At 41.8% G+C, this 24,188-nt stretch carries 24 protein-coding genes and 1 tRNA gene; 8 read left to right on the top strand and 17 right to left on the bottom strand.

Annotated elements, in window-relative coordinates:
* Nucleotides 1-10: 10 nt before the first annotated feature.
* The 11 genes from DFQ04_RS15895 to DFQ04_RS15845 form a co-directional block, all read right to left on the bottom strand.
* Nucleotides 11-1,189, bottom strand: coding sequence for an FtsW/RodA/SpoVE family cell cycle protein (locus DFQ04_RS15895; RefSeq protein ID WP_133557687.1), 1,179 nt, complete (start codon nucleotides 1,187-1,189; stop codon nucleotides 11-13).
* Nucleotides 1,186-2,541, bottom strand: coding sequence for a UDP-N-acetylmuramoyl-L-alanine--D-glutamate ligase (gene murD / locus DFQ04_RS15890; protein ID WP_133557685.1), 1,356 nt, complete (start codon nucleotides 2,539-2,541; stop codon nucleotides 1,186-1,188). Before murD ends, DFQ04_RS15895 begins: the two co-directional genes overlap by 4 nt.
* A gap of 7 nt (nucleotides 2,542-2,548) precedes the next feature.
* A complete protein-coding gene (gene mraY / locus DFQ04_RS15885; RefSeq protein ID WP_133557683.1) occupies nucleotides 2,549-3,760 on the bottom strand; it encodes a phospho-N-acetylmuramoyl-pentapeptide-transferase in 1,212 nt (403 codons plus the stop codon).
* Between the two features lies 1 nt (nucleotide 3,761).
* Nucleotides 3,762-5,225, bottom strand: a complete 1,464-nt coding sequence (locus DFQ04_RS15880; RefSeq protein WP_133557681.1) for a UDP-N-acetylmuramoyl-L-alanyl-D-glutamate--2,6-diaminopimelate ligase — start codon at nucleotides 5,223-5,225, stop codon at nucleotides 3,762-3,764.
* The gene (locus DFQ04_RS15875; RefSeq protein WP_133557679.1) at nucleotides 5,226-7,334 is read right to left on the bottom strand and encodes a penicillin-binding protein; all 2,109 of its coding nucleotides are present in this window, start codon (nucleotides 7,332-7,334) and stop codon (nucleotides 5,226-5,228) included.
* On the bottom strand, nucleotides 7,331-7,714 hold the full coding sequence (locus DFQ04_RS15870) for an FtsL-like putative cell division protein (protein WP_133557677.1): 384 nt from the start codon (nucleotides 7,712-7,714) through the stop codon (nucleotides 7,331-7,333). Before DFQ04_RS15870 ends, DFQ04_RS15875 begins: the two co-directional genes overlap by 4 nt.
* The gene (gene rsmH, locus DFQ04_RS15865; RefSeq protein WP_133557675.1) at nucleotides 7,711-8,622 is read right to left on the bottom strand and encodes a 16S rRNA (cytosine(1402)-N(4))-methyltransferase RsmH; all 912 of its coding nucleotides are present in this window, start codon (nucleotides 8,620-8,622) and stop codon (nucleotides 7,711-7,713) included. The genes DFQ04_RS15870 and rsmH overlap by 4 nt, the downstream gene beginning before the upstream one ends.
* Nucleotides 8,623-8,627: 5 nt before the next feature.
* Entirely contained in the window at nucleotides 8,628-9,062 is a 435-nt protein-coding gene (mraZ, locus tag DFQ04_RS15860) for a division/cell wall cluster transcriptional repressor MraZ (RefSeq protein WP_133557673.1), read from the bottom strand.
* Nucleotides 9,063-9,440: 378 nt separating this feature from the next.
* The gene (locus tag DFQ04_RS15855; protein ID WP_133557671.1) at nucleotides 9,441-11,429 is read right to left on the bottom strand and encodes a M56 family metallopeptidase; all 1,989 of its coding nucleotides are present in this window, start codon (nucleotides 11,427-11,429) and stop codon (nucleotides 9,441-9,443) included.
* A gap of 3 nt (nucleotides 11,430-11,432) precedes the next feature.
* Nucleotides 11,433-11,801, bottom strand: a complete 369-nt coding sequence (locus tag DFQ04_RS15850; RefSeq protein ID WP_133557669.1) for a BlaI/MecI/CopY family transcriptional regulator — start codon at nucleotides 11,799-11,801, stop codon at nucleotides 11,433-11,435.
* A gap of 104 nt (nucleotides 11,802-11,905) precedes the next feature.
* The gene (locus tag DFQ04_RS15845) at nucleotides 11,906-12,712 is read right to left on the bottom strand and encodes an SDR family NAD(P)-dependent oxidoreductase (protein WP_133557667.1); all 807 of its coding nucleotides are present in this window, start codon (nucleotides 12,710-12,712) and stop codon (nucleotides 11,906-11,908) included.
* Between the two features lie 103 nt (nucleotides 12,713-12,815).
* Between DFQ04_RS15845 and DFQ04_RS15840 the strand changes: the two genes are divergently transcribed.
* On the top strand, nucleotides 12,816-13,571 hold the full coding sequence (locus tag DFQ04_RS15840) for an NRDE family protein (RefSeq protein WP_133557665.1): 756 nt from the start codon (nucleotides 12,816-12,818) through the stop codon (nucleotides 13,569-13,571).
* 3 nt (nucleotides 13,572-13,574) lie between these two features.
* Nucleotides 13,575-14,555, top strand: coding sequence for a YpdA family putative bacillithiol disulfide reductase (locus DFQ04_RS15835; RefSeq protein WP_133557663.1), 981 nt, complete (start codon nucleotides 13,575-13,577; stop codon nucleotides 14,553-14,555).
* A gap of 16 nt (nucleotides 14,556-14,571) precedes the next feature.
* On the opposite strand, the gene guaB is transcribed toward DFQ04_RS15835, so the two are convergent.
* From guaB to DFQ04_RS15820, 3 genes are all read right to left on the bottom strand, one after another.
* The gene (gene guaB / locus DFQ04_RS15830; RefSeq protein ID WP_133557661.1) at nucleotides 14,572-16,050 is read right to left on the bottom strand and encodes an IMP dehydrogenase; all 1,479 of its coding nucleotides are present in this window, start codon (nucleotides 16,048-16,050) and stop codon (nucleotides 14,572-14,574) included.
* Nucleotides 16,051-16,266: 216 nt separating this feature from the next.
* Nucleotides 16,267-16,707, bottom strand: coding sequence for an ABA4-like family protein (locus tag DFQ04_RS15825; RefSeq protein ID WP_133557659.1), 441 nt, complete (start codon nucleotides 16,705-16,707; stop codon nucleotides 16,267-16,269).
* A 52-nt stretch (nucleotides 16,708-16,759) separates the two neighbouring features.
* A complete protein-coding gene (locus tag DFQ04_RS15820) occupies nucleotides 16,760-17,947 on the bottom strand; it encodes an RsmB/NOP family class I SAM-dependent RNA methyltransferase (protein ID WP_133557657.1) in 1,188 nt (395 codons plus the stop codon).
* Between the two features lie 97 nt (nucleotides 17,948-18,044).
* On the opposite strand from DFQ04_RS15820, the gene prmC reads away from it, so the two are divergent.
* On the top strand, nucleotides 18,045-18,887 hold the full coding sequence (prmC, locus tag DFQ04_RS15815) for a peptide chain release factor N(5)-glutamine methyltransferase (protein WP_133557655.1): 843 nt from the start codon (nucleotides 18,045-18,047) through the stop codon (nucleotides 18,885-18,887).
* Between the two features lie 26 nt (nucleotides 18,888-18,913).
* Nucleotides 18,914-19,309 (top strand): DoxX family protein, encoded by a 396-nt coding sequence (locus DFQ04_RS15810; RefSeq protein WP_133557653.1) that lies wholly within the window; start codon nucleotides 18,914-18,916, stop codon nucleotides 19,307-19,309.
* A 513-nt stretch (nucleotides 19,310-19,822) separates the two neighbouring features.
* Here DFQ04_RS15810 and DFQ04_RS15805 read toward each other — a convergent pair.
* Nucleotides 19,823-19,895: transfer RNA gene (locus DFQ04_RS15805), tRNA-Met, on the bottom strand.
* Between the two features lie 67 nt (nucleotides 19,896-19,962).
* Here DFQ04_RS15805 and era point away from each other — a divergent pair.
* The 4 genes from era (at nucleotide 19,963) to DFQ04_RS15785 (ending at nucleotide 23,123) form a co-directional block, all read left to right on the top strand.
* Nucleotides 19,963-20,856, top strand: a complete 894-nt coding sequence (gene era, locus DFQ04_RS15800; RefSeq protein WP_133557651.1) for a GTPase Era — start codon at nucleotides 19,963-19,965, stop codon at nucleotides 20,854-20,856.
* Nucleotides 20,857-20,858: 2 nt separating this feature from the next.
* A complete protein-coding gene (der, locus tag DFQ04_RS15795; protein WP_133557649.1) occupies nucleotides 20,859-22,172 on the top strand; it encodes a ribosome biogenesis GTPase Der in 1,314 nt (437 codons plus the stop codon).
* A 77-nt stretch (nucleotides 22,173-22,249) separates the two neighbouring features.
* Nucleotides 22,250-22,435 (top strand): PG1828 family lipoprotein, encoded by a 186-nt coding sequence (locus DFQ04_RS15790; RefSeq protein ID WP_133557648.1) that lies wholly within the window; start codon nucleotides 22,250-22,252, stop codon nucleotides 22,433-22,435.
* 67 nt (nucleotides 22,436-22,502) lie between these two features.
* Nucleotides 22,503-23,123, top strand: a complete 621-nt coding sequence (locus DFQ04_RS15785) for a SprT-like domain-containing protein (protein WP_133557645.1) — start codon at nucleotides 22,503-22,505, stop codon at nucleotides 23,121-23,123.
* Nucleotide 23,124: 1 nt separating this feature from the next.
* On the opposite strand, the gene scpB is transcribed toward DFQ04_RS15785, so the two are convergent.
* A complete protein-coding gene (scpB, locus tag DFQ04_RS15780; protein ID WP_133557643.1) occupies nucleotides 23,125-23,685 on the bottom strand; it encodes an SMC-Scp complex subunit ScpB in 561 nt (186 codons plus the stop codon).
* Nucleotides 23,686-24,069 (bottom strand): TraR/DksA family transcriptional regulator, encoded by a 384-nt coding sequence (locus tag DFQ04_RS15775; RefSeq protein ID WP_133557641.1) that lies wholly within the window; start codon nucleotides 24,067-24,069, stop codon nucleotides 23,686-23,688.
* Between the last annotated feature and the right edge of the window lie 119 nt (nucleotides 24,070-24,188).

The raw sequence follows: 24,188 nt of genomic DNA, 5'->3' as shown, positions 1-24,188 counted from the left end.
TATTTTGGGTTTATGCTGTTCTTAATCTATTGGATACTCTGCTTGGCTCAGGTGCAGTTGCTTCATCCTGATGATCACCTCGACTCACGCTGAGAATAATTCCCAAGGCAGTTCCGGTAAATACTAAGGAGGTTCCTCCCATACTCAAAAGAGGTAAAGGCAAACCTGTAATTGGCCCCAATCCAACAGCTACGGCCATATTGACCAAGGCTTGGATCACCAGAGCGAAACTCAAACCCGCAGAGAGTAATCCTCCGAAGGCTTTATTGGAATTGACCACAATCCGCATTCCTCGGTAGAGCAATGCGAGGTATAGGAAAAGCACAGTGGCTCCTCCAACAAGGCCATATTCTTCAATGATGATGGAGTAAATGAAATCGGAATACGGGTGAGGCAAGGAATTTCTTTGCTCACTATTTCCTGGGCCTTTTCCGGTGATTCCTCCGGTTGCAATGGCGATGTAAGATTGCTCAGCCTGGAAAGGAATTTTGGAATCGTCATCCTTTGATTCCCAAAATGCTTCGATTCGAGACCAGAAGGTTTCTCCTCTTTGCCCTGCAAAAACCGCCACTGTCAATCCCATCACTCCGATCATGACCACAAGAGCAAGGTGCTTCACAGGTACTCTTCCGATAAACATGATCAGCAAACAAGTCATCAACAAAAGGATAGCGGTAGACATATTTGCCATTCCAATCAATGCGCAGATCACACCAATTGAAAGAATGATTGGAAGGAATGTCCCGGTGAAATCTTTGATATTTTTCTGACGCTTGGCTAGCATGGCAGCCAAAGCTGCAATCAGTGAAAGTTTAGCTAAATCGGATGGCTGGAATGCCTGATTGATAACCGGAATGGTCAACCAACGATTGGCTTCATTGATATTGGATCCAAAGAAATAGGTGAAAATCAGCAATGGGATAGACAGGTACATGAAAAGTCTAGCATAAAGCGCATACTTTCTATAAGGCATCTTATGCGCCAGCCACATCACAAAAAGTGATAAAAAGACCAAAAAGGAATGACGGAAAAGATAGAGTTCCGTATTTCCTCCGGCAGTCTTGTAAGCCAAAGTTCCGGTGGCTGAATACACCACCAGGATGCTGAATAAAGACAGCAAAATCACGATCGCCCAGATAATGGGATCGCCTTTAAAATGCTCGTCTATCCATGCCTTCAGGTGATTCATGCCTGTTGTTTTTCTTTAAGGTTCATGACCGCAGCTCGAAATTGCTCGCCTCGGTCTTCGTAATTTTTAAATAGGTCAAAGCTTGCACAGGCTGGAGAAAGAAGCACTACTTCTCCCTTTTCTGCCATTTCTTGACCCCACTGAACAGCCTCTCGGATGTCTTGAGTCTCTCTGATTTCTGGGATGATTCCTGAGAAAGCTGTTCTCAACTTCTCATTTTCTTTACCCAAACAGATCAGCGCTTTAGCTTTTCCGCCTTCTACCAAAGAAGTCAAAACTGAATAGTCATTTCCCTTGTCCACACCACCAGCAATCCAAATCATCGGTCTTTCATAGCTTCCTAGTGCGTAGTAAGTAGATTCTACATTTGTCCCTTTGGAATCATTGACAAACTGAACTCCATCCACAGTGCGGATCAACTCCATACGGTGAGGAGCATTTTTGAAAGTTTGGAATCCCAACTTCAATTGCTCTTCGGTTAGCCCTGCCAACAAGGCAGCTGTTCCTGCAAAAAGTGCATTGAGGATATTATGTTTTCCCTTGATGGAAAGGTCTTCCAAAGACACTTTTGCCTGCTTCTCTTTTATATGGATATTCAAATTCTTCCCATCGAAGAATCCACCCAGTTTCTGTTCTTTTTCCAAGGAAATCCCATAGTGGGATGCCTTATTCGGCTTCATCTCCAAACCCTTTTTGCTCAGTGCATCCTCCACATAAAAAATCGCCTTATCCCTAGAAGTCATCATTTTGAAGAGACTCATTTTGGACAGGATGTACTTTTCGATTTGATACTCGTAGCGATCCAAGTGGTCAGGAGTGATATTGGTGAGCATGCCGATATGTGGTCGGAAACACTCCATTCCATCAATCTGGAAACTTGAAGTCTCGATTACCCACCAATCGTGGTCTTTCTCTACCAATTGACCTGCCCAGCTTTTGCCGACATTTCCAGCCAAACCCACATCCAAACCTGCTTCTTTCAAAAGGTGGTAAGTCAATAAAGTAGTGGTGGTTTTTCCATTCGTTCCGGTAATGGCAATGACTTTTCCAGCACTGAATCGGCAAGCAAATTCCAATTCATCAATCACCGGAATGCCTTCTTCCATGGCCTTTTTTACCAAAGGAGCCTTATGAGGAATTCCCGGACTTTTGATAATCAAGTCTGAGGAAAGAATCTTTTTCTCATCATGTTTTCCTTCCTCAAAACCTATCCCTGCTTCCAAAAGCGCATTTTTTCTCTCCTGAGCAATCTGACCCAGATCACTTACCCAAACTCCATAGCCTTCACGCTTGGCAAGCATTGCTGCTCCCAATCCGCTTTCTCCGGCTCCAAGTATGGCGATCTGTTTCATTTTTCTTTTATCTCAGTTTCAAAGTGGCCAAAGTGATCACAGCCAAAAGGATTCCTACAATCCAGAATCGGGTTACGATCTTGGCTTCATGGATTCCCTTTTTCTGGTAATGATGATGAAGTGGAGACATCAGGAATATTCTTCTTCCCTCTCCATATTTTTTTCGGGTGTATTTGAAGTAGCTCACCTGGAGCATTACACTCACGTTTTCGATTAGGAAAATCCCGCACATGATTGGGATCAAAAGCTCTTTGCGAAGCGTCAAAGCCAAAACCGCAATAACTCCTCCGAGCATCAAGGATCCAGTATCTCCCATGAATACCTGTGCAGGAAATGCATTGTACCAAAGGAAACCGACACAAGCTCCGATGAAAGCAGAAGCAAAAATCACGAGCTCCCCTGAGTTGGGGATGTACATGATATTCAGGTATTGGGAGAAAATGGCGTTACCGCTGAGGTAAGCAAAAATGGCAATCGTCAAACCGATAATAGCTGAAGTTCCTGCGGCGAGTCCGTCTATTCCATCCGTAATGTTTGCACCATTGGAAACAGCGGTGATGATAAAAATCACGACCAAAATGTAAAGGAACGGAGTGGCTGACTCTCCCATGAAACCGAGGAGATTTTCATAATCCAACTCGTTGTTTTTCATGAAAGGAATAGTGGTTTTTAGTCCTTTCACATCTTGGTAAGCCGGGGTTTCTACGATTCCACTTTCTACAGAAACCGGAGTAGAAAACTCTCGGATCACCACATTATCATTATAATAAAGTGTGGCACCTACGATGATACCGATTCCGATTTGACCTACGATTTTGAATCGACCTTTTAGGCCTTCCTTATTCTTTCTGAAAACCTTGATGTAATCATCCAAAAAACCGATCAGTCCCAACCAAACAGTAGAGATCAGCAAGAGGATGATGTAGATATTATTCAGGTTGGCAAAAAGGAGGGTTGGAACCAAAATCGCAGCAATCATCATCAAACCACCCATGGTTGGAGTGCCTTTCTTTTGTGCTTGTCCTTCCAAGCCCAAGTCGCGAACCGTCTCTCCGATCTGCTTTCTTCTGATCCAGTTAATGATATGATGACCAAAAGTGATGGTAATGATCAGGGAGAAAACTGCTGCCATTCCCGCACGGAACGAGATATATCTAAACACCCCAGTGCCAGGGATATCCAATACTCGATCTAGGTAGTCAAAAATGGGATACAGCATATCAGTTAGATGTCATTTGGTTTAAAATCTCCGATACCACTTCGGTATCATCGAAATGATGTTTTACGCCCTTGATTTCTTGGTAATCCTCATGCCCTTTTCCGGCAATGAGGATGATATCTCCTTTTTTAGAAAGCATCACTGCAGTCTTTATGGCCTCTCTTCTATCCTCAATGGTCAATGTTTTGCGGATTTCCGTCGGACCAATTCCTGCCTGCATATCCTTCAAAATGTCCATTGGCTCTTCGAAACGAGGATTATCCGAAGTGAAAATTGCTTTATCGCTTTCTGTCACAGCAATTTTCGCCATGGTCGGACGCTTTGTCTTGTCGCGGTTTCCTCCACAACCCACTACCGTAATGAGCTGCTCATTTCCGTTTCTCACCCCATTGATGGTCTTGAGTACATTTTCAAGGGCGTCAGGAGTATGGGCATAATCCACAATAGCAGTAATCCCACCAATGGTAATCCGGTCAAAGCGGCCTTTTGCTCCTCGGATTCCTGAAAGCTCCCGAAGCACTTCCTCCTCCTCTTCTCCCAAAAGAACAGCCACTCCAAAAACACCTAATAGATTGTAAGCATTGAAAGCTCCGATTAGGCGGAACCAAATCAGTTTCCCATTGATGTCCAATTCCAGACCTTCCAGGGTATTTGAAATAACCTTGCCTTTGAAATCGGCAGAGGATTTTAAGGCGAAAGTCTGATGAGCAGCTTTGCAGTTTTGAAGCATTACCATGCCTCGCTTATCGTCAGCATTCACCAAGGCAAAAGCATCTTTTGGCAATTCATCAAAGAGCTTCTTTTTAGCTTTGATGTATTCGTCAAAAGTCCCATGGTAATCCAAGTGGTCATGGGTGATATTGGTAAAAACTGCTCCAGCCAATTTCAGTCCGGCAATTCTTTCCTGGACAATAGCATGGGAACTTGCTTCCATAAAGCAATGCGAGCAGCCTGCATCCACCATTTTGCGGAGCAAAGCCTGCACACTCACCGCGTCTGGAGTGGTATGCGTTGCCGGAATTACATTTTCATTGATCTTATTTTCCACAGTGGAAAGCAATCCCGTACTGTAACCCATGGCGACAAAAAGCTGATGAAGCAAGGTGACGGTTGTGGTTTTCCCGTTGGTTCCGGTGACAGCCACCACTTTGATTTTTTCAGATGGGTTGTCGAAAAAATTCGAAGCCATAATTCCCAATGCTTTGGCAGAATTGACTACCTGCACATAGGTGATGCCTTCCTGAATAGTTTCTGGTAATTTTTCGCAGACTATTACTTTGGCTCCCATTTCCAAAGCCTTGGAAATGAAATTATGGCCGTCAACCTGAGTCCCAGGAACAGCGACAAAAGCACAGTCATCAACTACTTGACGACTGTCAAAGACGATGGCACTTACTTTCCTCTCCATATCGCCTATGGTGGAGGTAAGAGAAACCTTGTACAATATGTCCTTGAGTACTTTCATTTAGCCTAAGACCAGATTTATAGTTGCATTTGGGGTCAGCTGGCTTCCCGGAGTCAAAGACTGCTCGATCACCCGGCCTTTTCCGTTGTAATTCACTTTTAGTCCTTTGTTTTCCAAAATGAAAAGCGCGTCCCTCAGTGGCATTCCTGAGACATCAGGAACCACAGGCTTATCTGTTTCATTAATGGCAAGGTTTAGTTTTTGGGAATCTCCCGTGGTTTTGACCCACTCCTCTGCTGCTGGAGCTTTGGCTTGGATATGGAGTTCCTCGAAAATCCCCTGAAGCTCTTCACCCTTACCGGCTTTGATAAATGGAAGTGCAGGACCTTGATTTTCTGCTTGGAGAATCTTGGATTGATTAATTGGATTCAGCTCCATGTCCAAGGCGTAGATTCGATCTGCGATTTCTTTGAAAACCGGCGCAGAAACGTCACCCCCATAAGCCGCAAATCCTTTAGGGCTGTCGATCACGACAATCATGCTGTATTTTGGTCGATCAGCAGGAAAATATCCAGCAAAGCTGGTGTAGTAGGTCTCCACATAGCGACCGTTCACAATTTTCTGTGCTGTCCCTGTTTTTCCGGCGATTTTGTAATTGGGATTTAGAATATTTTTAGCCGTTCCTCTCAAAACCACTCCTTCCAAAAGTTCCTGTAAGGCCTTAATGGTCCTTTCTGAAGCGATTTGCTTTCGGATGATTTCAGGCTTGTAGGTTTCTACCAAGGTATTTCCCTGTCCCACTCCCTGCACGAAAATAGGCTTCATCATTGTCCCACCATTTGCGACTGCATTGTAAAGGGAAAGGGTGTGTATTGGGTTGAGCTTGGATTCATATCCGATGGAAATCCAAGGCAAAGAAGTACCATACCAAGTTTTGCTTCCTGGCTTTTTGAAAAATGGCTTTCCTTCCCCAGCCAATTGAAGGTTGAAAGGTTCTGCCAATCCAACCTTATCGATGTAAGCCATGAATTTGGAAGGACTTGATCCAAAATGCATATCGACCAATTTGGAGATAGCCACATTGGATGATTTTTCAAATGCCTCACGGATGGTGATGGTGCCATACCCTCCATTTTTGGCATCATACATCGTTTGGTTGTAGAAGCGATGAGCTCCGTTACCAGTTTCAATTTTTTCTTCGAGCCTAATCTTGTTTTCTTCTAACAAGGCAAGCATAGAAAGCAACTTGAAAGTCGAGCCAGGTTCGGTGCTTCCAATATCTCCGACAGCGTAATTGTAGCTTTCAGAATAGCCTACTCCGCTTTTATTTCGCTGAAGATTGGACATAGCCTTGATATGACCAGTCTTCACTTCCATAACAATCACAGAACCAAAAGCTGCATCCCGATCGGTCAATTGACGACGAAGGGCTGTTTCTGCCACGTCTTGAATATTTACATCCAAAGTGGTGTAGACATCATAGCCATTTTCAGGCTTAATATCTTCCGCATCAAACATGGGCTTCCAAACTCCACCGGCAAGGCGCTGAAACAATGCCTTTCCGTCTTTTCCTTTCAGGTAGTTGTTGAAACTATATTCAATTCCCGCACCGTATTCGTCCTCATTTAAAAATCCAACCGTACGGCTGGCCAATGAATTAAAAGGTCTGTATCGTTTTTCAACCTTTTCAAAAATTACTCCTCCTCCCAATCTACCATCTCTGAAAATCGGCCAGGAAGTCATTTTCTGCATGTCCTGATACCCAATTTGCTTTCGGTTCAAAATCAGATATCTCTTCTTGTCCAGTCGGGCATCATTGATCATCCGCTTGTAAGCGGTAGCAGACTTATCCTTATAAAAAGCTGATAAAAAGCGGGAAAGTGAATCAATTCCTGCTTTGTACTTGCTCTCCTTCACGATGGTCGGATCGATAGCTACTCTATAAAAAGGTAAGCTGGTAGCCAAAAGACTTCCATCAGATGCGTAAATATTTCCCCGAGTGGCCGGAACTTCTCTGTACTGAAAATTGACTTGCTCAGCTTTTGCAATCCACTTTTCTCCTTCTTTAAACTGCACCACAGCGATCTTGTACGGAATCGCACAAGCAGCCAGAGCCACCAGGATGAAGACCACCCTCACTCGGAGCACTATGGAGCGTTTGATATTCATTGTTCTACCTCGATTTTGATCGGCGGCTGGTTCAATTCATAGATTTCAAGTGCTGCAGCACGCTTAGCCACTTCTGACTGCATGCTGCTTTGCATATATTCAGCTTCCAGGGTGGTCACATCTGCCCTGAGATCTTCCACTTCCTGCTGCGCTTTTTCAATTTTGCGGACCATATTTTCAGCCCGGTGATTGCTGTAGATATAGATCAAAGCCAAAAGAACCAGAAAGCTAACCGGTGGAATAAACTGTACTGGAACTCCTTCACCAAGGAATCCTTTGACGTCCAGCTTTTCCTCGATCCAGGTAAAAACAGTCTTTCGGGGACCTCCTTTTGGACTGTTCCCGGCCTTTAGCTTCTTCTTAAAGGTGTTTTGACTCATTTTCCTTTCTTTTCTGCAATTCTCAACTTGGCACTTCTGGCTCTTGGATTTCTTGCTACTTCTTCCTCATCTGCCACAATCGCTCCTCGGCTCACAGGTTCCAGAGGCCGAAGAAGGTTTCCATAGAAGTCCTTTTCTACCTCTCCCTGGAATTTTCCCTTGGCAATTAAATTCTTCACCAATCGATCTTCCAGACTATGGTAGCTAATCACAACCAATCTTCCTCCCGGATTCAACAGCTCTACTGCACTGAGGAGCATTTCTTCCAAAGCCCCCATTTCATCATTTACTTCGATTCTCAAAGCCTGAAAAACCTGAGCGAAGTATTTGAACTCTTTCCCTCTCGGGGCAAACTTTTTAAGGAAAGACGTAAAGCCTTCCGTAGTATCAAATGCTTTGGCTGCCCTCTCTGCCACTATCGCCTGAGCCAAAGTCTTGGCATTTTTCACCTCTCCGTAGATTCCGAAAATCTTATGAAGCTTAGATTCTTCATAGGTATTGAGGACATCCTTGGCGGTCAGCTCACCGGACTGATTCATTCTCATGTCCAAATCCCCGCTAAACCGGGTGGAAAAGCCTCTTTTCGGCTCGTCGATTTGGTGAGAAGAAATTCCTAAATCAGCCAGGATCCCATCCACCTGCTTCACTCCATAAAGTCTCAGATACCTCTTGATATCTCTGAAGTTTGCCTGGACAAAAGTGAACCGCTCATCTTGAGGGACATTTTCCAAGGCATCTTCATCCTGATCAAATCCAAAAAGCCTTCCCTGATCGAGATGCTTAAGTATTTCTCTCGAGTGTCCACCTCCACCAAAGGTCACATCGACATAAATCCCATTGGGATTAATAGCCAAGCCTTCAGTGCATTGGGAGAGCATCACTGGGATATGGTAAACAGACTCGGTCATAGCGCTTAGGAGAGATACTTTTCCATCAGGCTGGACAAGTCCGCCGGATCTACAATGATGTTCTTGAGATAATTTTCAGGATTCCAGAGTTCGATTCGAGTTCCCATGCCTACTACAACTACATCCTTCTCTAACCCGGCATAGGTTTGGTATAGCTTTGGAATCAGAAGTCTTCCCGTACTGTCCAACTCTACCTCGACGATAGAATTGAAAAAAGATCTTTGCAGCATGCGCTGCTCGGGATTGTTGATGTTTAGGGATTTGATCTGATTCTCCAGCTTTTTATACTCTACCATCGGATAAAGTGCCAAGCACTTGTCTTCAGCCATCCGAAGCATCAAGGCAGTCCCATTAGCCTCCGGAATTGCCCCCTTAATTTTGGAAGGCAATACCAGCCGCCCTTTAGGATCTAGCTTAGCATCGTATTGACTGTTGAACATGACTAGGACTCGATTAAATAGAGTTTACTGTAAAAACAAAAGTAAGAAAATCAATTTCACTTTCTACCACTTTCACCCACTTTTTCCCACTTTTAATTAAAAGTAGCCAAAAGATTTATCCAAGCCAATATTTTCGAGAAAATTTCCAAGAAATTTTTATTGATACTCAAGGATTTAAGGATGGAGAGATAGTGAGTGAAAAAGTGCCTAAACACCCTCCAATCGAAAGATTTCTTTCCAAGAAAATCCCTGGTCTTATGATCTTGCTTTGGATTTTCAAAAAAGTGGGAGAAAATCCCAACAAAACCGGTTGATTTAAAAAAGTAAGCAAAAAAAAACCTGCCCAGAGGACAGGTCTTTTTTTGCATCAACACACAATTAATTTTTATTCTTTTTCAATTCTTCCTGAAGAAGCTTTTGGAATTCATCCATTTTGGATTGATACTCTTTTTGCCAGACTTCCATCTTTCGCTGAAACTCCTCCATTTTAGGTTGCTGAGCTTTTTCCCATTCTTTCATCCTTGCCTCCCACTCTTTCATTTTTGGCTCCTGAGCTTCCTGCCAGACTTTCATTTTTTCCTCAAATTCCTTCATTTTCGGCTCATTTGCGGCTTGCCATTCTTTCATCCTGGCTTCGAATTCTTTCATTCTTGGTTCAAATTCCTGCTTGAATCTTGCCTCCCACTGGGCCATTTTTTCTTTGCGTTCTCCTTCAGTTTCTTTCCATTTGGATTCCCATTCCTTGGCTCGGCTTTCAGCTTCTTTTGACCAAACTCTGGCTTTTTCCTCCATCTCTTTTTGCCATTTTTCTCTTTCCTCCTTGGTCATCTTAGTGGTGTCAGTTCGGAAATAAAATCCGGGAAAATCCTGATTAAACTCAAATTCAAAAGGAGGCACATTCATTTCCGGGAAAGAAAATTCAGCCATATCCATAGGTGGCATAGGAGGCATTTCAGGCATCTCAAATTGAAATTCAAAATCAGGAATTGGCGCCATGGCTAACTCACCGGGAAATTCAGGCGCATCAGGGATCGAAAACTCAGGCATATCTTTTAGTTCCAGAGCTCTCATTTTATCCAATGCGGCTTTAGTTTTTCCACTTAATACCACCGTATCTCCGTCAGAAATCACTACATCACCTTTGATTTGATAGGTCTTTCCATCATCGGTAGTTATTATCATGACATCATTTCCATAGACTTTAACCTCTTTTTTGGTTTTCGGATCTATGTAAGTTTTCACTGTGGTATCTTGAGCAGTGGGCTCAAAGAAGGTGGGCTGTGCATCCAAAACTTTTACTTTTCCGGCAATCGGTTCAATAGGTTTGGGAGTGTCTTGCTGGGCGCTAGCCATCAGGCCTGCGCTGAGAAATAATGTGAGTAGCATAGGGATAGAAATAATAGGGGTTTGTGGATAGTTTTGAGCGGGATACCCGAGTATCCTTTTGATTCGTTGAAGGGTTGGATTCCTTCTTTTTCCTGCAGCCAGGGCTAATTCAGGAGGATTTTGCTTCGCATAATTCAATACTTCCGCCAAACTGGTAGCCAGATTTTTCGGAGCTATTCCAGCCTTTACGGTCAAGTCATCGGCCGCATTTTCGCGAAGCTCCTGAACAGTAGTATTCATCCACCAATAGCAAGGATGAAAGAAAAAGAGCACCTCAAGACTAGACAGCAAAAGATTACTTAGGTAATCATTCCGCTTTACATGGGCTAGCTCATGTGCTAAAATGGCTTCGAGCTGCGCAGGAGAAAGCTGGAAAATCAAGCCTGCTGGAAGAAGAATTATGGGTTTTAATGTTCCAAAGGTCAAAGGAGAAACGGCCGTTTTACTGATTTTCAACTGGATCGACCTGGAAATGCCCATTTTTACCGATAGGCTTTTGAGAGAATTTTCCAGAGAAAAATCGTTGATGTGAACAGAGAATTTTCTTAAAGTCCGGATTTCGGAAAGGCTATTAAGCAACCTAAAAAGAAAAAGCAGAGCGCCTAAAAACCATACATTTACCAAAAGTGGAAGGCTTTTTTCGATCCAGGTTTTTCCCTGATACAGCAAAGTTTCCCAATTGCTTTCTCTTGAAACCACAGTAGAATAATCTCTAAGGGCTTGAATTTCGAAGGAAGAAAGAGCGGGAATTTCTTCAGCAATGGCATATTCATACGAAAAAGTACCTAAAGTGGTAAGGAAAGAGATAACTAAAGCTGCGACTGCAAAACCATATTTAGTAGCCGAACTTGAGCTTTTAAATACTCTCAAAACAATCCAAAGAAACCCGGCAATCACGATCAACTGCCAAAGAGAATGCACCAAGGTCCAACCCAAGGCTGAGAGCAAATTATCCGGAAGTAGTTCAGTTAAAAATTCCATGGCTTACTTATTTTCAAGTTGGTCGAGAAAAGCGCGGATCTCATCAAGTTCTTCTTTTGAAGGAGTCTCTTGACCCAGAGCCTGCATTACCAGAGATTTTGCAGAGCCACCGAAAGCAGTGGTCATCAGATTTTTCAAAAGGGATTTTTGGGTATCCCCTTGCTTCATGATCGGTCGGTACAGATGGGTTCGGTTTTCTTCGTCTCTTTCCACCATTCCTTTTGCATGCATGATTTGCATGATCTTGAGGGTAGTCGTGTATCCGGTTTCCTTGGACTGAGAAATCCTCTCGTGGATCTGCCTTACACTGGCTTCTTTCAGCTCCCAAAGGAGTGATAAGATTTCTAATTCTGCTTCTGTTGGCTTGTTCATAGAGCTTGGTACGATGATCTTCGTATCAAAGTTATACGAAAGACATCGTAATCTCCAAAAAAGTACGATAATTATCGTATTAAAAAGTGTTAAAGAACTGAATTCTAGTGTTTTTTATAGTTTTTGAGATTTTTTTCTCCTTTCTTTTCTAGGCTATTTCTTAAGATTTCAGCCATTTCTGGAAAAGCACCTGCAAATTTTGCCAAGAAGCCACGATGCTCCGGAATACAAATTTGAGTTTTAGGTTTGGCCATCAATTTTACAATCGCCTCAGTAATCTGAGCAGGCTCGAGGGCTTTCTTGGGTCCACTAAAAGTCAGTTTGGCCTCTTCCGGATAATCCAATTGCAAATCCAACATCGGCGTGTTGACCAAATCCGGACAAACAACTGAAACGATTACCCCAAACTTTTTCATTTCCGCAGCAACCGCCAAAGTAAATCCACGAATAGCAAATTTGGACGCAACATATAGACTCAAGCCTGTAACAGGAGCCAAACCAGCTAAGGACGAAATATTGATAATGTGACCAAACCCCTGCTTTTTCATTTCTTTTCCTACCAAAGTAGTCCCCAGAATGCTTCCTTTAGTATTAATATCTAGGTGGTAAGAAATATCTGACAGGTCAAATTCATACGAAAACCCTGGCCTAATCACTCCAGCACAATTGATCAAATGGGAAATTGGCAATTGAAGTTTATGTGCCAGATCCAAAACCTCTTTCCAAGATTCTTCATTCGCTACATCTCCCACTACCCAATGAGTTGTAGCCTGACTTGAAAAATGATTTTTGAAGGCTTCTTCCTGGATATCCAAGAGGATTAGCGGGATTTTTTGATCTTCAAAATAATTAGCCAAATGAAATCCAATGCCGCTGCTGGCACCGGTAATTAAGATCAAAGTTGGGTTCATAGTTCTTGATTTCAATATCTTTCCACAAGTAAGGGATTTTTTTCTCGCAAGCTGTGTTTAAAAAATGCACCTAAGTTGAATTTGTAAAGTTTCCTTTTTGCCTATGTGTTTGGTCGCCTTTTCATGGAAATCTCACGAAGATTATCCTCTCATCATTTCCGCAAACCGAGATGAATTCTTCCATCGTCCCACTTCCCCCCTTCACCAATGGGAAAATTGGATTTTCGGAGGCAAGGATCTTCTAGGTGGCGGAACATGGATGGGCTTTCATCCCAATGGAAAATGGGCTTTGGTAACTAACTATCGAGATTTTTCGCGCCGAGAAAAAGGCACTATCAGCAGAGGAAAACTGGTGTTGGATTTCTTGGAAAATGAAATTTCTCCGGAAGCTTATTTGGATCAATTGGAATCCAAAAAGAAGTTATTTGACGGATTCAATCTATTGGTTTCTGATGGAGATGAACTCTTTTATTCAAGCAATTATGGAAACGGCCCTCAAAAAATTCAGCCTGGAATCCATGGTCTTTCGAATGGGCTATTAAATGATCCTTGGCCGAAAACTGAATTGGCAAAATCTCAATTAAATAAATTAGCCGATCAGAATCCCACCACAGAAAGCCTTCTGAAAATCCTAAAGTCTCGGGAAACTTTCCCCTTGGAAGCTTTGCCAAAAACCGGAATTTCTGAAGAGAAAGAAATTCAGCTTTCAGCTCAGCTGATTCGGATGGAGCCGAAGTATGGAACGGTTTCGGCATCTGCGGTTTTAAGAGGAAAAGATGGTTTTACGCAATTAAAAGAAAGAAGCTTTGACTGGGATTTCAGAAATTACAGTGACAAATCGTTTAGCTTTCAACCTTGACCTATGGAAAAAACTTATGATGTATTGATTATTGGAGGAGGTCCGATTGGTTTGGCCTGTGGAATTGAAGCACAGAAAGCCGGGTTGGACTACCTCATTTTAGAAAAAGGCGCACTGTGCAATTCCATTTACAATTATCCCGTGAATATGACATTTTTCTCCACCTCAGACAGGTTGGAAATGGCCGGAATTCCTTTTATGTCAGTAGGCGCCAAACCTACCCGGACTGAGGCCTTGGAATATTACCGTAGGATTTATTTTCATTTTAACCTGAAAGTCAATCTTTACGAAGCTGTAAAGATGATAGAGAAAGAGGATGACAACTTTCATGTTCAAACCTCAAAGGCTAACTATTTAGCCAAAAAACTTGTTTTGGCTACAGGATTCTATGATTTACCCAATTTGATGAATGTGCCCGGAGAAGAGCTTCCAAAAGTTCTCCATTATTATAAGGAGCCTTGGCCATTTATCGCTCAGAAAGTTTTGGTAGTTGGTGGGGCCAACTCAGCAGTAGATGCTGCCTTGGAATGCTGGAGAAAAGGCGCTGAGGTGAGTATGGTTCTTTTGGCTGATGAGGTTGATGAAAATGTGAAATATTGGGTCAGGCCAGACATCATGAATCGGATCAAAGAAGGCTCAATCAAGGCCTTTACCAATTCAAAAGTCAAGGAAATCAAACCCAATGAAGTCATTATTTCAACACCCAATGGAGAAGAAACGATAGCTAATGATTGGGTTTTAGCCATGACAGGATACAAACCCAACTTTGCGCTCTTGGATCAATTGGGAGTTGAGTTGAGTTTGGATGAAAAACGGCAACCTTGCTACGACCAAGCCAACCAAGAGTCGAATGTGCCAGGAGTTTATCTGGCTGGAGTGGTTTGCGGAGGACTAAATACCCGGGAATTTTTTATAGAAAACAGCATTGTCCACGCTGAATCAATTGTCAAAGACATTGTCCTTAAAAGTAAAAAACCGGCCTAAGCCGGTTTTTTTGATATTAAGATTTGATGCTATAGTTAGGAGCCTCTCTAGTCACACTCACATCGTGAGGGTGAGATTCTTTAACTCCAGCTGCGGTGATTTTCACGAATTTTCCATTTTTCTGAAGATCCTCGACAGTCTTGGTGCCACAATACCCCATACCCGCCTGAAGTCCTCCAACCAATTGGTATAAAACTTCAGATACAAGGCCCTTGTATGGAACTCGGCCTACAATTCCCTCCGGAACCAACTTTTTAATATTGTCTTCAGCATCTTGGAAATATCTGTCCTTGGAACCTGATTCCATTGCTTCCAAAGAACCCATTCCTCTATAGGACTTGAATTTTCTTCCTTCAAAAATGATCATTTCACCAGGAGCTTCTTCAGTTCCTGCAAGAAGAGAACCGATCATAATGGAACTTCCTCCAGCTGCAATAGCCTTAACCAAATCTCCGGAATATCGGATTCCACCATCGGCGATTACCGGAACTCCATGATTTTTCAAAGCTTCCGCACATTCAAAAACTGCGGAAAGCTGAGGTACACCTACACCAGCAATGACTCTAGTGGTACAAATAGAACCTGGACCCACGCCAACTTTTACCGCATCAGCTCCAGCCTCTGCCAAAGCAATTGCTGCTTCAGGTGTAGCGATGTTACCCACAATAACTTCCAAATCTGGGAATGCGGTTTTGATTTTTTTACACGTGTCGATTACGCCTCTGGAATGTCCATGTGCAGTATCAATAGACACCACATCAACTCCTGCATTTTTCAAGGCTTCAACTCGCTCTACAATGTCTGCTGTCACTCCGACTGCCGCACCTACTCTCAATCGGCCAAATTCATCCTTACATGCGTAAGGTTTGTCTTTTCTTTTGAGAATATCCTTGTAAGTAATCAGTCCCGTGAGTTTGTATTCATCGTCTACGATAGGAAGCTTTTCGATTTTATATTCCTGTAGGATCTCCTCTGCTTGCTCAAGAGAAACACCTGACTTAGCGGTAATTAGATTTTCGCTAGTCATAATTTCACGAATCAAGCGATTAGGATCCTTGATGAATCTCAAATCTCGATTGGTGATAATCCCTTTTAGAATCTTCTTTTCGTCGACTACCGGAATCCCACCAATATGAAATTCTCTCATGATCGCCTCAGCATCACGAACTCGGGAATTGATGTCCAGGGTAATTGGATCTAGAATCATGCCTGCCTGAGAACGCTTTACCTTGCGAACTTGGGCAGCCTGCTTTTCGATGGACATATTTTTATGGATAAAACCCAATCCACCTTCCAAGGCTATGGCAATTGCCAATTCAGCCTCAGTTACGGTGTCCATAGCAGCCGAAACTAAAGGAATATTTAATCGGATTTTTTTGGTGAGCCAGGTGGAAGTGTTGGTTTCGCGAGGAAGAACTTCAGAATAACCTGGGACAAGTAGCACGTCATCGTAAGTGAGTGCTTCGTAGAGAAACTTCGAGGAGTTTGGATTCATGGCAAATATTGGTTGTAGGTAACCCTATTTGCCCGTCAAAGGTACAAACAAAAAGCATTGCCAAGCCAATAAAAAAACAAAAATTATGTGGTAGGGCTGCCCGAAGGCACAAGAATTTGAAATAATTTTTGGAAAGCCTCCAGTTTTCAAAAGATTAAGGAAGAAAATATCTTATCTCGTTTGACCCAATTTGAGAGATTCCAAGGATCAATTCTTCTATTTTTCGTAAGGGCTTTGAGGGAATTTTTTTAGATAACCAAGCCGAATTAAAAAGTAAAGGAGTAGTCCAGTAGGCCCAAGAAGGAAAGTCAAAAGCAAACACGGAAGCAGAATCCATCTATTAATTCCTCTCAAATCAGCATCATAGCAAATCCACATTCCCACAAACAAATCAAAAACTAGGTAATGGATCCAACCTGCCAAAACCGCCTCATCTTTTGAAAAGAGTTTTTTGACATTAGCTAACGTATCAAAACCTCCATCGGCATCTCCTCCTATTCCTTTCAAAATAAAAAATAGGTACACCACGGCCAAAAAGGTCATCACCAAGGAAAAAAGCCATTTATATACCCATTTTTTATGGTAAAGAACAAACAAAAAAATCCAGCACAATAAGGCTGTTGTGTTGGCAAAAGAGAATATCAGTTCTAAATCCATGGGACATTCTAAAAAATCACTTTAAGATACTGAATTACAAGAATATAGAAAATTATTTTTTTAACAATCTGGCAATATAAAAACCATCGAAACCACTTTCTTGAGCAAGAACTTTGGTTTCTTCAATCAGTTGAAATTCCTTTCCAGCTTCACTTTCAAGGAATTTTTTCACCTGAAGTTCATTTTCTGATGGCAAAATACTGCAAGTGGCATAGACCATTTGCCCACCCGGCTTGAGCATAGATGGGTAGGTTTGAAGGAGCTCCTGTTGGGTTTGCTGAACTTTCTCAATGGATTCTGGACTCAATTTCCACTTGGTATCCGGATTTCTCCTTAGCACTCCCAAGCCGGAACAAGGAACGTCTAGCAAAAGACGATCAGCTGACTCTTTAAGTCTTTTAATGGTCTTGGAACCTTCAATCAATTTGGGTTCAAAAATCGAAACTCCGTTTCTTCTGGCTCTCAATTTCGCTTGCTGAAGTTTCCACTCTTCCACATCCATAGAAATCACCTTTCCCTTATTCTCCATCAAAGCTGCCAAATGCAGAGACTTCCCTCCTGCACCAGCACAGGCATCGATCACCCTCATTCCAGGTTCCACTGCCAAAGCAGCTGCTACCAATTGTGAGGAAGCATCCTGAACCTCAAAAAGTCCTTCCTTGAATGCAGGATTACGAAAGACATTTTGTCTTTCTTCCAAAACCAAAGCATCGGGATATCCTTTTACAATATAGGTTTGGATTCCATCGGCTGCCAATTGGTTTTTAAGTCTTTCCCGAGTGGTTTTAAGCGTGTTCACTCGCAAAACAACCTCAGCCTCCTCATTCAGCGATTGAATTTCAGCCTGCCATAGTTCGCCCAATTCTTTTTTCCCAATCTCTTCCAACCAATCCGGAATAGACTCCAGAATAGCGGGATTTTTAAGGCTTTCGAATTTGCCCTTAATCTTTTCGGCATTCAGCCTCTCAAATTCTTCCCAAGGTGGAAGAGCATTTCCCTGCATCAGCCAATAAGTGCCGAATAGATCCCAATAATCATTCGATGGACTTAAGTAAGTGATCAATCGCCACCATCTAACCATTTCGTAGGTCGTTTCGGCAATAAATGATCTATCTCTAGCCCCCCATTTGGGATTAGATTTAAGGGTTCTTTCGATTACTTTATCAGCGTATTGACCTTGTTCGAAAATGGCATCCAATGCTTGATGAACACCTCGGATGGTATTGTTGTGTAGTTTCATTCGGGAAAATTCTCTATGCAAAGGTAATCGGAATATCCGGAGCATGGATTATTTTGATTTTTCAATCAAAAACTAGAAGCCTGTTTTACCTTTGAGCATGTCAATATCCTATCAGGAATTTTCGCAAAAGCTAAGCCTGGAACTCACACCTTTATATGATTCCCAAGAAGCCCAAAACTTGGTAGAGTGGCTCCTCGAACATCATTTGGGCTTAAAGCGAATGGATCTATTTAAATTCATGAAAGAGGAAGCTTTGCCGGAGGTGCTATATTCTGATTTGGAAAGATTAAAAGAAGGAGAGCCTATCCAGTATATTTTGGGTCATTGTCCATTTTATGGACGGGATTTTAAGGTAAATCAACATACACTTATTCCCAGAAATGAAACCGAAGAACTGGTTCATCTGATCATCAAAGAAAATCCCAAACCAGGGTTAAAAATCCTTGATATCGGCACAGGAACAGGATGTATTCCTATTTCTCTGAGTTTGGAAATGACTTCACCTGAGGTTTTTGGCTTGGATATTTCGGAAGGAGCCATCGAAGTGGCCAAGGAAAATGCTTTAAAGAATCGGGCTCAGGTTAAATTTCTTAACTGTGATATTTTGAAAAGCTTCCCAGATTTACCCCAACTGGATATAATTGTTTCTAATCCTCCTTATGTCCCCCAAAGTGAGAAAAAAGAAATGCATCAAAATGTGGTAGAATTCGAACCACATTTGGCCTTGTTTGTACCAGATTCTGATCCTTTGGTTTTTTATAGAGTCATTGCAGAAAAAAGTAAGGATTTACTAAATCCGGGGGGAAAGCTATACTTTGAAATCTATGAAAAGGCTGGAACCGAGATTTCCGATTTGCTAAAAAACTTAGGTTTCGACCAAATAAAACTCCATAAGGACCTTAATGGAAAAGACCGAATAATTTCTGCCGTGCTTGCTTAATTTGAGATGAAACTAGTTTAAAAGCTATGATCAATAAAGTAAGAACAGATATCGGATTATTGCTAGTGAGGATTCTTGTAGGTGGAATGATGCTGACTCATGGAATTCCAAAAATAAACAGGCTATTTGGCGAAGGTCCGGTGAAGTTTGCTGATCCTTTTGGATTTGGTCCGGAGATTAGTTTGGGCTTGGCCACATTTGCAGAGGTCATCTGTGCAGGATTGGTAATCCTCGGTTTCAAAACCCGCCTAGCCACTATCCCTTTAATGATCACCATGCTTACTGCGGCTTTCTATGCGCATTGGAATGATCCCTTCCCCAAAAAAGAATTGCCTCTTTTGTTTTTTACTGTTTTCATTTGTTTGCTGATGTTTGGAGGAGGAAAATTCTCCTTGGATGGGCTAATTAAAAAATCTAACTAAAGGCGAAAAAAATTAGAAAATACCCAGTTCTGGGTATATTTCTTGCAAGTGGCTTACCTATCTTTGACAGGTAGGCTATGGTAATTCGCATCACGCATATAGGAAAAGGATTTTCATTATCCAGCATTTTTTTGCCGAAATCTGAAAACCTCAGACAACAAGAACTTTTTGCCCCCTCTCAAAAGGAGAGTCAAAATCCTTCTTTAAGTGTTAGAAGGCTTAAAATCAAACACAACTTAAGAAAAAAGTCTACTTCCCGAGCCTATCATAAATCAAAAATTGAAGCGAAACGAGAGAGAATTTTGGAGCTTAGAAGACAAAAGTTTGCTCAATTTAGGATTGATTATATGCCTCTTTTTTCTGAGGAGGATATGATTATTTACGCCAATTCTCAAAAATCAAAGGAAGAGAATAACCAGAAGGATTAGACCTTCCTTATTAAAGTCTCAAAAGTTTTATCTGAAAAAATTTCAAAAAGAAAAAGGACACTAAATTAAGTGTCCTTTCTTGTAGTAGCGGGAACAGGACTCGAACCTGTGACCTTCGGGTTATGAGCCCGACGAGCTACCAACTGCTCCATCCCGCGATATTGTGATGCAAAGGTAAGGACAAACTCTCAAAAATCAAGTACCTTTGCAAAAAATTCTTAGAAAATGACCGCTCATCCCCATAAAGCAGGTTTTGTCAATATTGTTGGAAAACCCAATGTCGGCAAGTCCACCCTAATGAACATCCTTGTGGGTGAGCGACTTTCGATAGTTTCTTCTAAAGCACAGACTACACGTCACAGAATTGTAGGACTTACAAATTCTGAAGATTATCAAATAGTTTTTTCTGATACACCAGGAATGCTCAAGCCCAAATACGAATTACATAAAAGTATGATGGGCTTTGTAAACCTCTCCCTTGAAGATGCGGATGTGATTCTTTTTGTGACAGATTTATATGAAACTGACGAGGAAATCGAGGACGTAATCAGAAGAATCAATGAGTCTGGAATTTCGGTTATCTTGGTAATCAATAAAATCGATCTGGCCAAAGAAGGTCAGTTAGATCAGGTGATGGAATACTGGACATCCCGGGTCAAATCTGATTGTGTCATCCCGATTTCAGCTAAGGAAAATTTCAACACTGAGAAAATCCTGCAGGAAATCCTCGATAGATTACCCGAGCATCCAGCTTTTTATGATAAAGAGGAACTAACTGACCGCCCGGAGCGGTTCTTTGCTTCCGAGATTATCCGAGAGAAGATTTTCACCAATTACAAAAAAGAAATCCCATACAGTACAGAAGTCTCCATTGAGGATTTTCATGATGAGGAAAAAATCATCAAAATCCGGGCTACCATCTTTGTAGAGCGAAATAGCCAAAAAGGCATCGTCATAGGAGATAAAGGAAAAATGCTAAAAAAAGTCGGAATAGAATCCAGGGAAGAACTGGAGAAGTTTTTCGGCAAAAAAGTATTCCTAGAAACCTTCGTCAAAGTAGAACCTGACTGGAGGAAAAATAAAGCAAAACTTAAAAAATTCGGGTACGACCCATCTTGATCATGGCAAATATTGTAGCAATAGTCGGAAGACCAAACGTTGGAAAATCCACCCTCTTTAACCGCTTGGTTGAAGAGAGAAAAGCGATTGAAGACAACCTAAGCGGGGTTACCCGAGACCGACACTATGGACATGCCCAATGGTCCGGGAAATTCTTTTCAGTAATTGATACCGGTGGATATGTGACTGGTTCTGATGATGTTTTCGAAGCTGAAATCAGAAAGCAGGTAAAATTGGCCATTGAAGAGGCTGATGTAATCCTTTTTGTGGTGGATTGCAATGATGGCCTTACTGACTTGGACACTGAATTTGCCAATGAACTGAGAAGCACTACCAAGCCTCTATTTATCGTAGCCAATAAAGCTGACAACCAAGAAAAGGCGCTGATGGCCAATGAGTTTTATTCTTTAGGACTCAGCGATTTTGAAATTTATCCTATTGCGGCTGTTAGCGGAAGTGGAACTGGAGATCTTTTGGATGCTGTAGTCACCCATTTCAAAGATGAGGGAGAAGAAGATCCAGATGCAGGCGTACCCAAGATTTCAATTTTGGGAAGACCTAATGTCGGGAAATCATCCTTCCTAAATGCCCTTTTAGGTCAGGAACGATCAATTGTAACCGATGAAGCCGGTACCACCCGAGACGCAATTCATACGAGGTATAAGTTTTTTGGAAAAGACTTTATCATTACTGACACCGCAGGAATACGAAAAAAAGGGAAAGTCAAAGAAGATATCGAGTTTTATTCCGTCATGCGTTCATTGAGGACATTGGAAGAGTCCGATGTAGTTATTGTCATGGTGGATGCAACCAGAGGTCTAGAAGCTCAGGATATCAATTTGATTGCACTAGCCATAAAAAACAACAAAGGGGTAATGATCATGGTCAACAAATGGGATCTTATTGAAAAAGATCATAAGACCATGAATAAAATTAAGGACGAAATGCTCGAAAGATTAGGCGAGCACAAATGGATCCCAATCATTTTCACATCTGTCACAGAAAAACAGCGAATATTTCAGGCAATTGAATTGGCAGTTAAGGTCTTTGAAAACAAAACCAGACGAATCCCTACTTCGAAACTAAATGACATCATGCTTCAGGAGATTGAAAAATATCCTCCACCAGCATGGAAAGGCAAATACATAAAAATTAAATATTCCACCCAGTTACCTACCAAAAATCCGGTTTTTGCTTTCTTCTGTAACCTTCCACAATACATCAAAGACCCCTATACCCGGTTCTTAGAGAATAGGTTAAGAGAAAACTTTGATTTCGAAGGAGTTCCTGTAAAAATTATTTACAAAAACAAATAAAAAAATATTTGGAAGGTACTTGGAGAATTGTAAATAATACTAGTACCTTTGCTCCGTAATTAAGAAAACCATAACAAATGAAAAAGGTATTTGCAATTTTCGCAATCGCTGGCTTGATCGCTACTGCTTCTTGCGGTAACAAGACGACTGAAGAAACTACAGAAGAAACTGTAGTAGTTGAAGAAACTGTAGTTGAGGAAGCTCCTGCAGTTGACACTGCTGCTGCTGCTGTTGACACTACTGTTGTAGCTCCTGCTCAGTAATCGATCCGAAAAGGAAAAAAATTGGAACCCCGGCTTAGTCGGGGTTCTTTTTTTTTATTTTTAGCCAATGAGTAACCTACAGGCAATCGAAAAAATCTTAAAACTTCATTTGCCCCCTTTTTCCCTCTCGTACTGCGTTAAGCTTTGGGAAGAGGTTCCTTTTTCATTTCATGTCAAAAAACCCAGAGCTACCAAACTGGGAGATTTTCGGTATCGGAAAGACAAAAAAATCCAAACCATCACCATTAACTCAGACCTCAATCCTTACCAATTTCTTCTTACCTACATTCATGAGGTCGCTCATTTAAGGGCTTTTGAAAAATTCGGAGTGAATCATGCTCCACACGGTCATGAATGGAAGAAAACCTTCCAAGAATTGATGCTTCCTGTTTTAAATAAGTCGGTATTCCCAAAAGATATTTTGATCCCGTTAAGGCTTCACATGAGAAATCCATCGGCAAGCTCTGCTAAGGATCTTTTTCTCATGAAAGAAATGGGGAAATATGATACTAATCGAGAAGAAGCAACTGGAAGTTTTTTGGCTGATTTAGCTCCAGGGAGCATATTTACTGTTTCTGGAAGAAAATTTAAAAAAGGAGAAACGCGAAGGACCAGAGTACTTTGTGAAGAAGTAGCCACCGGAAAAAAATTCCTGATTTCAAGGTTAGCTAAAGTGGTTTTAGATTAACCTATTCTCTTTCCTCTCCTATCTGATTTTCAGGTTGGGAGAAATCCTTTGGTTGTGGCAGGTCCTGAATAGAGTTGATCCCAAAATACTCCATAAACTTTTGGGAAGTGCCATAGATAATCGGTTTCCCGACACCCTCGGACTTCCCTTTAATTTCAATCAATTCCTTTTCCAGCAATTTCTGCACTGAATAATCGCTATTTACCCCCCGTATTTGCTCCACTTCGCCTTTAGTGATCGGTTGTTTATAGGCAATAATGGAAAGCGTTTCCATTTGTGCAGTTGAGAGTCTTTTTTGTGACTGCTGCCGCAATAGGATACTGATACTGGTTTGATAAGCTGGCTTGGTCAGGAATTGGTATCCTCCTCCAATATGCTCCAGGGCAAAGGCAAAGTCCTCCTGGTTATACTTTTTTCGCAAATCATAAACGGCTTCCTCCACATGATCTAAAGGAATCTCAGTACCAAACATCTCACTGAGGCACTTTACAATTTCTAAGGTGGTCAAGGGCTCAGGGGCGCAAAAAATCAAAGCCTCAATATGGCGATGAAGGAAATCCACTTACTTCTTGGCCAATTTTGCTTCTATGGAATGCATGGTATGAGGAACAGCCTTAAGCCTTTCCTTTGAAATCAACTTCCCGGTATCTACGCAGACTCCATAAGTACCATTTTTGATTCGGATAAGTGCATTTTCAAGATTGATCACAAACTTTTGCTGTCTGGCAGCCAATTGGCTCATGCTTTCTCTCTCCAAGGTATCTGCCCCATCTTCGAGAAGCTTTGATGTAGAAGCAGTATAATCGGTTCCACTATCGTTTTTCTTACTCAAAGTTTCCTTTAGCGAATGAAGTTCTTCTTTTGCCACTGACAGCTTTTGAAGGATGATTTCTTCAAATTCTTTTAGCTCCTCTTGAGAATATGCGGTTTTTTCTTCCTGACTCATAAACAGTTTGGGTTTAATTTTAGTACCGGGACGGAAATTAAAACAGTTTGGTTCTCTAAAATACGCCGCTCTTTGATATTTGCAAAATGAGCCCCTCCTATTCGAAGGAAGAAAAAAGA

The sequence above is a fragment of the Algoriphagus boseongensis genome, assembly GCF_004362805.1.
Classification (GTDB): domain Bacteria; phylum Bacteroidota; class Bacteroidia; order Cytophagales; family Cyclobacteriaceae; genus Algoriphagus; species Algoriphagus boseongensis.
Note: the sequence above shows the minus strand (reverse complement) of the source record. Positions and strands in the feature narration are given on the sequence as shown.

Coding starts and splice junctions, on each gene's coding strand:
- DFQ04_RS15895 (WP_133557687.1), bottom strand. CDS start 1,189: ATGAATCACCTGAAGGCATGGATAGACGAGCATTTTAAAGGCGATCCC.
- murD (WP_133557685.1), bottom strand. CDS start 2,541: ATGAAACAGATCGCCATACTTGGAGCCGGAGAAAGCGGATTGGGAGCA.
- mraY (WP_133557683.1), bottom strand. CDS start 3,760: ATGCTGTATCCCATTTTTGACTACCTAGATCGAGTATTGGATATCCCT.
- DFQ04_RS15880 (WP_133557681.1), bottom strand. CDS start 5,225: ATGAAAGTACTCAAGGACATATTGTACAAGGTTTCTCTTACCTCCACC.
- DFQ04_RS15875 (WP_133557679.1), bottom strand. CDS start 7,334: ATGAATATCAAACGCTCCATAGTGCTCCGAGTGAGGGTGGTCTTCATC.
- DFQ04_RS15870 (WP_133557677.1), bottom strand. CDS start 7,714: ATGAGTCAAAACACCTTTAAGAAGAAGCTAAAGGCCGGGAACAGTCCA.
- rsmH (WP_133557675.1), bottom strand. CDS start 8,622: ATGACCGAGTCTGTTTACCATATCCCAGTGATGCTCTCCCAATGCACT.
- mraZ (WP_133557673.1), bottom strand. CDS start 9,062: ATGTTCAACAGTCAATACGATGCTAAGCTAGATCCTAAAGGGCGGCTG.
- DFQ04_RS15855 (WP_133557671.1), bottom strand. CDS start 11,429: ATGGAATTTTTAACTGAACTACTTCCGGATAATTTGCTCTCAGCCTTG.
- DFQ04_RS15850 (WP_133557669.1), bottom strand. CDS start 11,801: ATGAACAAGCCAACAGAAGCAGAATTAGAAATCTTATCACTCCTTTGG.
- DFQ04_RS15845 (WP_133557667.1), bottom strand. CDS start 12,712: ATGAACCCAACTTTGATCTTAATTACCGGTGCCAGCAGCGGCATTGGA.
- DFQ04_RS15840 (WP_133557665.1), top strand. CDS start 12,816: ATGTGTTTGGTCGCCTTTTCATGGAAATCTCACGAAGATTATCCTCTC.
- DFQ04_RS15835 (WP_133557663.1), top strand. CDS start 13,575: ATGGAAAAAACTTATGATGTATTGATTATTGGAGGAGGTCCGATTGGT.
- guaB (WP_133557661.1), bottom strand. CDS start 16,050: ATGAATCCAAACTCCTCGAAGTTTCTCTACGAAGCACTCACTTACGAT.
- DFQ04_RS15825 (WP_133557659.1), bottom strand. CDS start 16,707: ATGGATTTAGAACTGATATTCTCTTTTGCCAACACAACAGCCTTATTG.
- DFQ04_RS15820 (WP_133557657.1), bottom strand. CDS start 17,947: ATGAAACTACACAACAATACCATCCGAGGTGTTCATCAAGCATTGGAT.
- prmC (WP_133557655.1), top strand. CDS start 18,045: ATGTCAATATCCTATCAGGAATTTTCGCAAAAGCTAAGCCTGGAACTC.
- DFQ04_RS15810 (WP_133557653.1), top strand. CDS start 18,914: ATGATCAATAAAGTAAGAACAGATATCGGATTATTGCTAGTGAGGATT.
- era (WP_133557651.1), top strand. CDS start 19,963: ATGACCGCTCATCCCCATAAAGCAGGTTTTGTCAATATTGTTGGAAAA.
- der (WP_133557649.1), top strand. CDS start 20,859: ATGGCAAATATTGTAGCAATAGTCGGAAGACCAAACGTTGGAAAATCC.
- DFQ04_RS15790 (WP_133557648.1), top strand. CDS start 22,250: ATGAAAAAGGTATTTGCAATTTTCGCAATCGCTGGCTTGATCGCTACT.
- DFQ04_RS15785 (WP_133557645.1), top strand. CDS start 22,503: ATGAGTAACCTACAGGCAATCGAAAAAATCTTAAAACTTCATTTGCCC.
- DFQ04_RS15775 (WP_133557641.1), bottom strand. CDS start 24,069: ATGAGTCAGGAAGAAAAAACCGCATATTCTCAAGAGGAGCTAAAAGAA.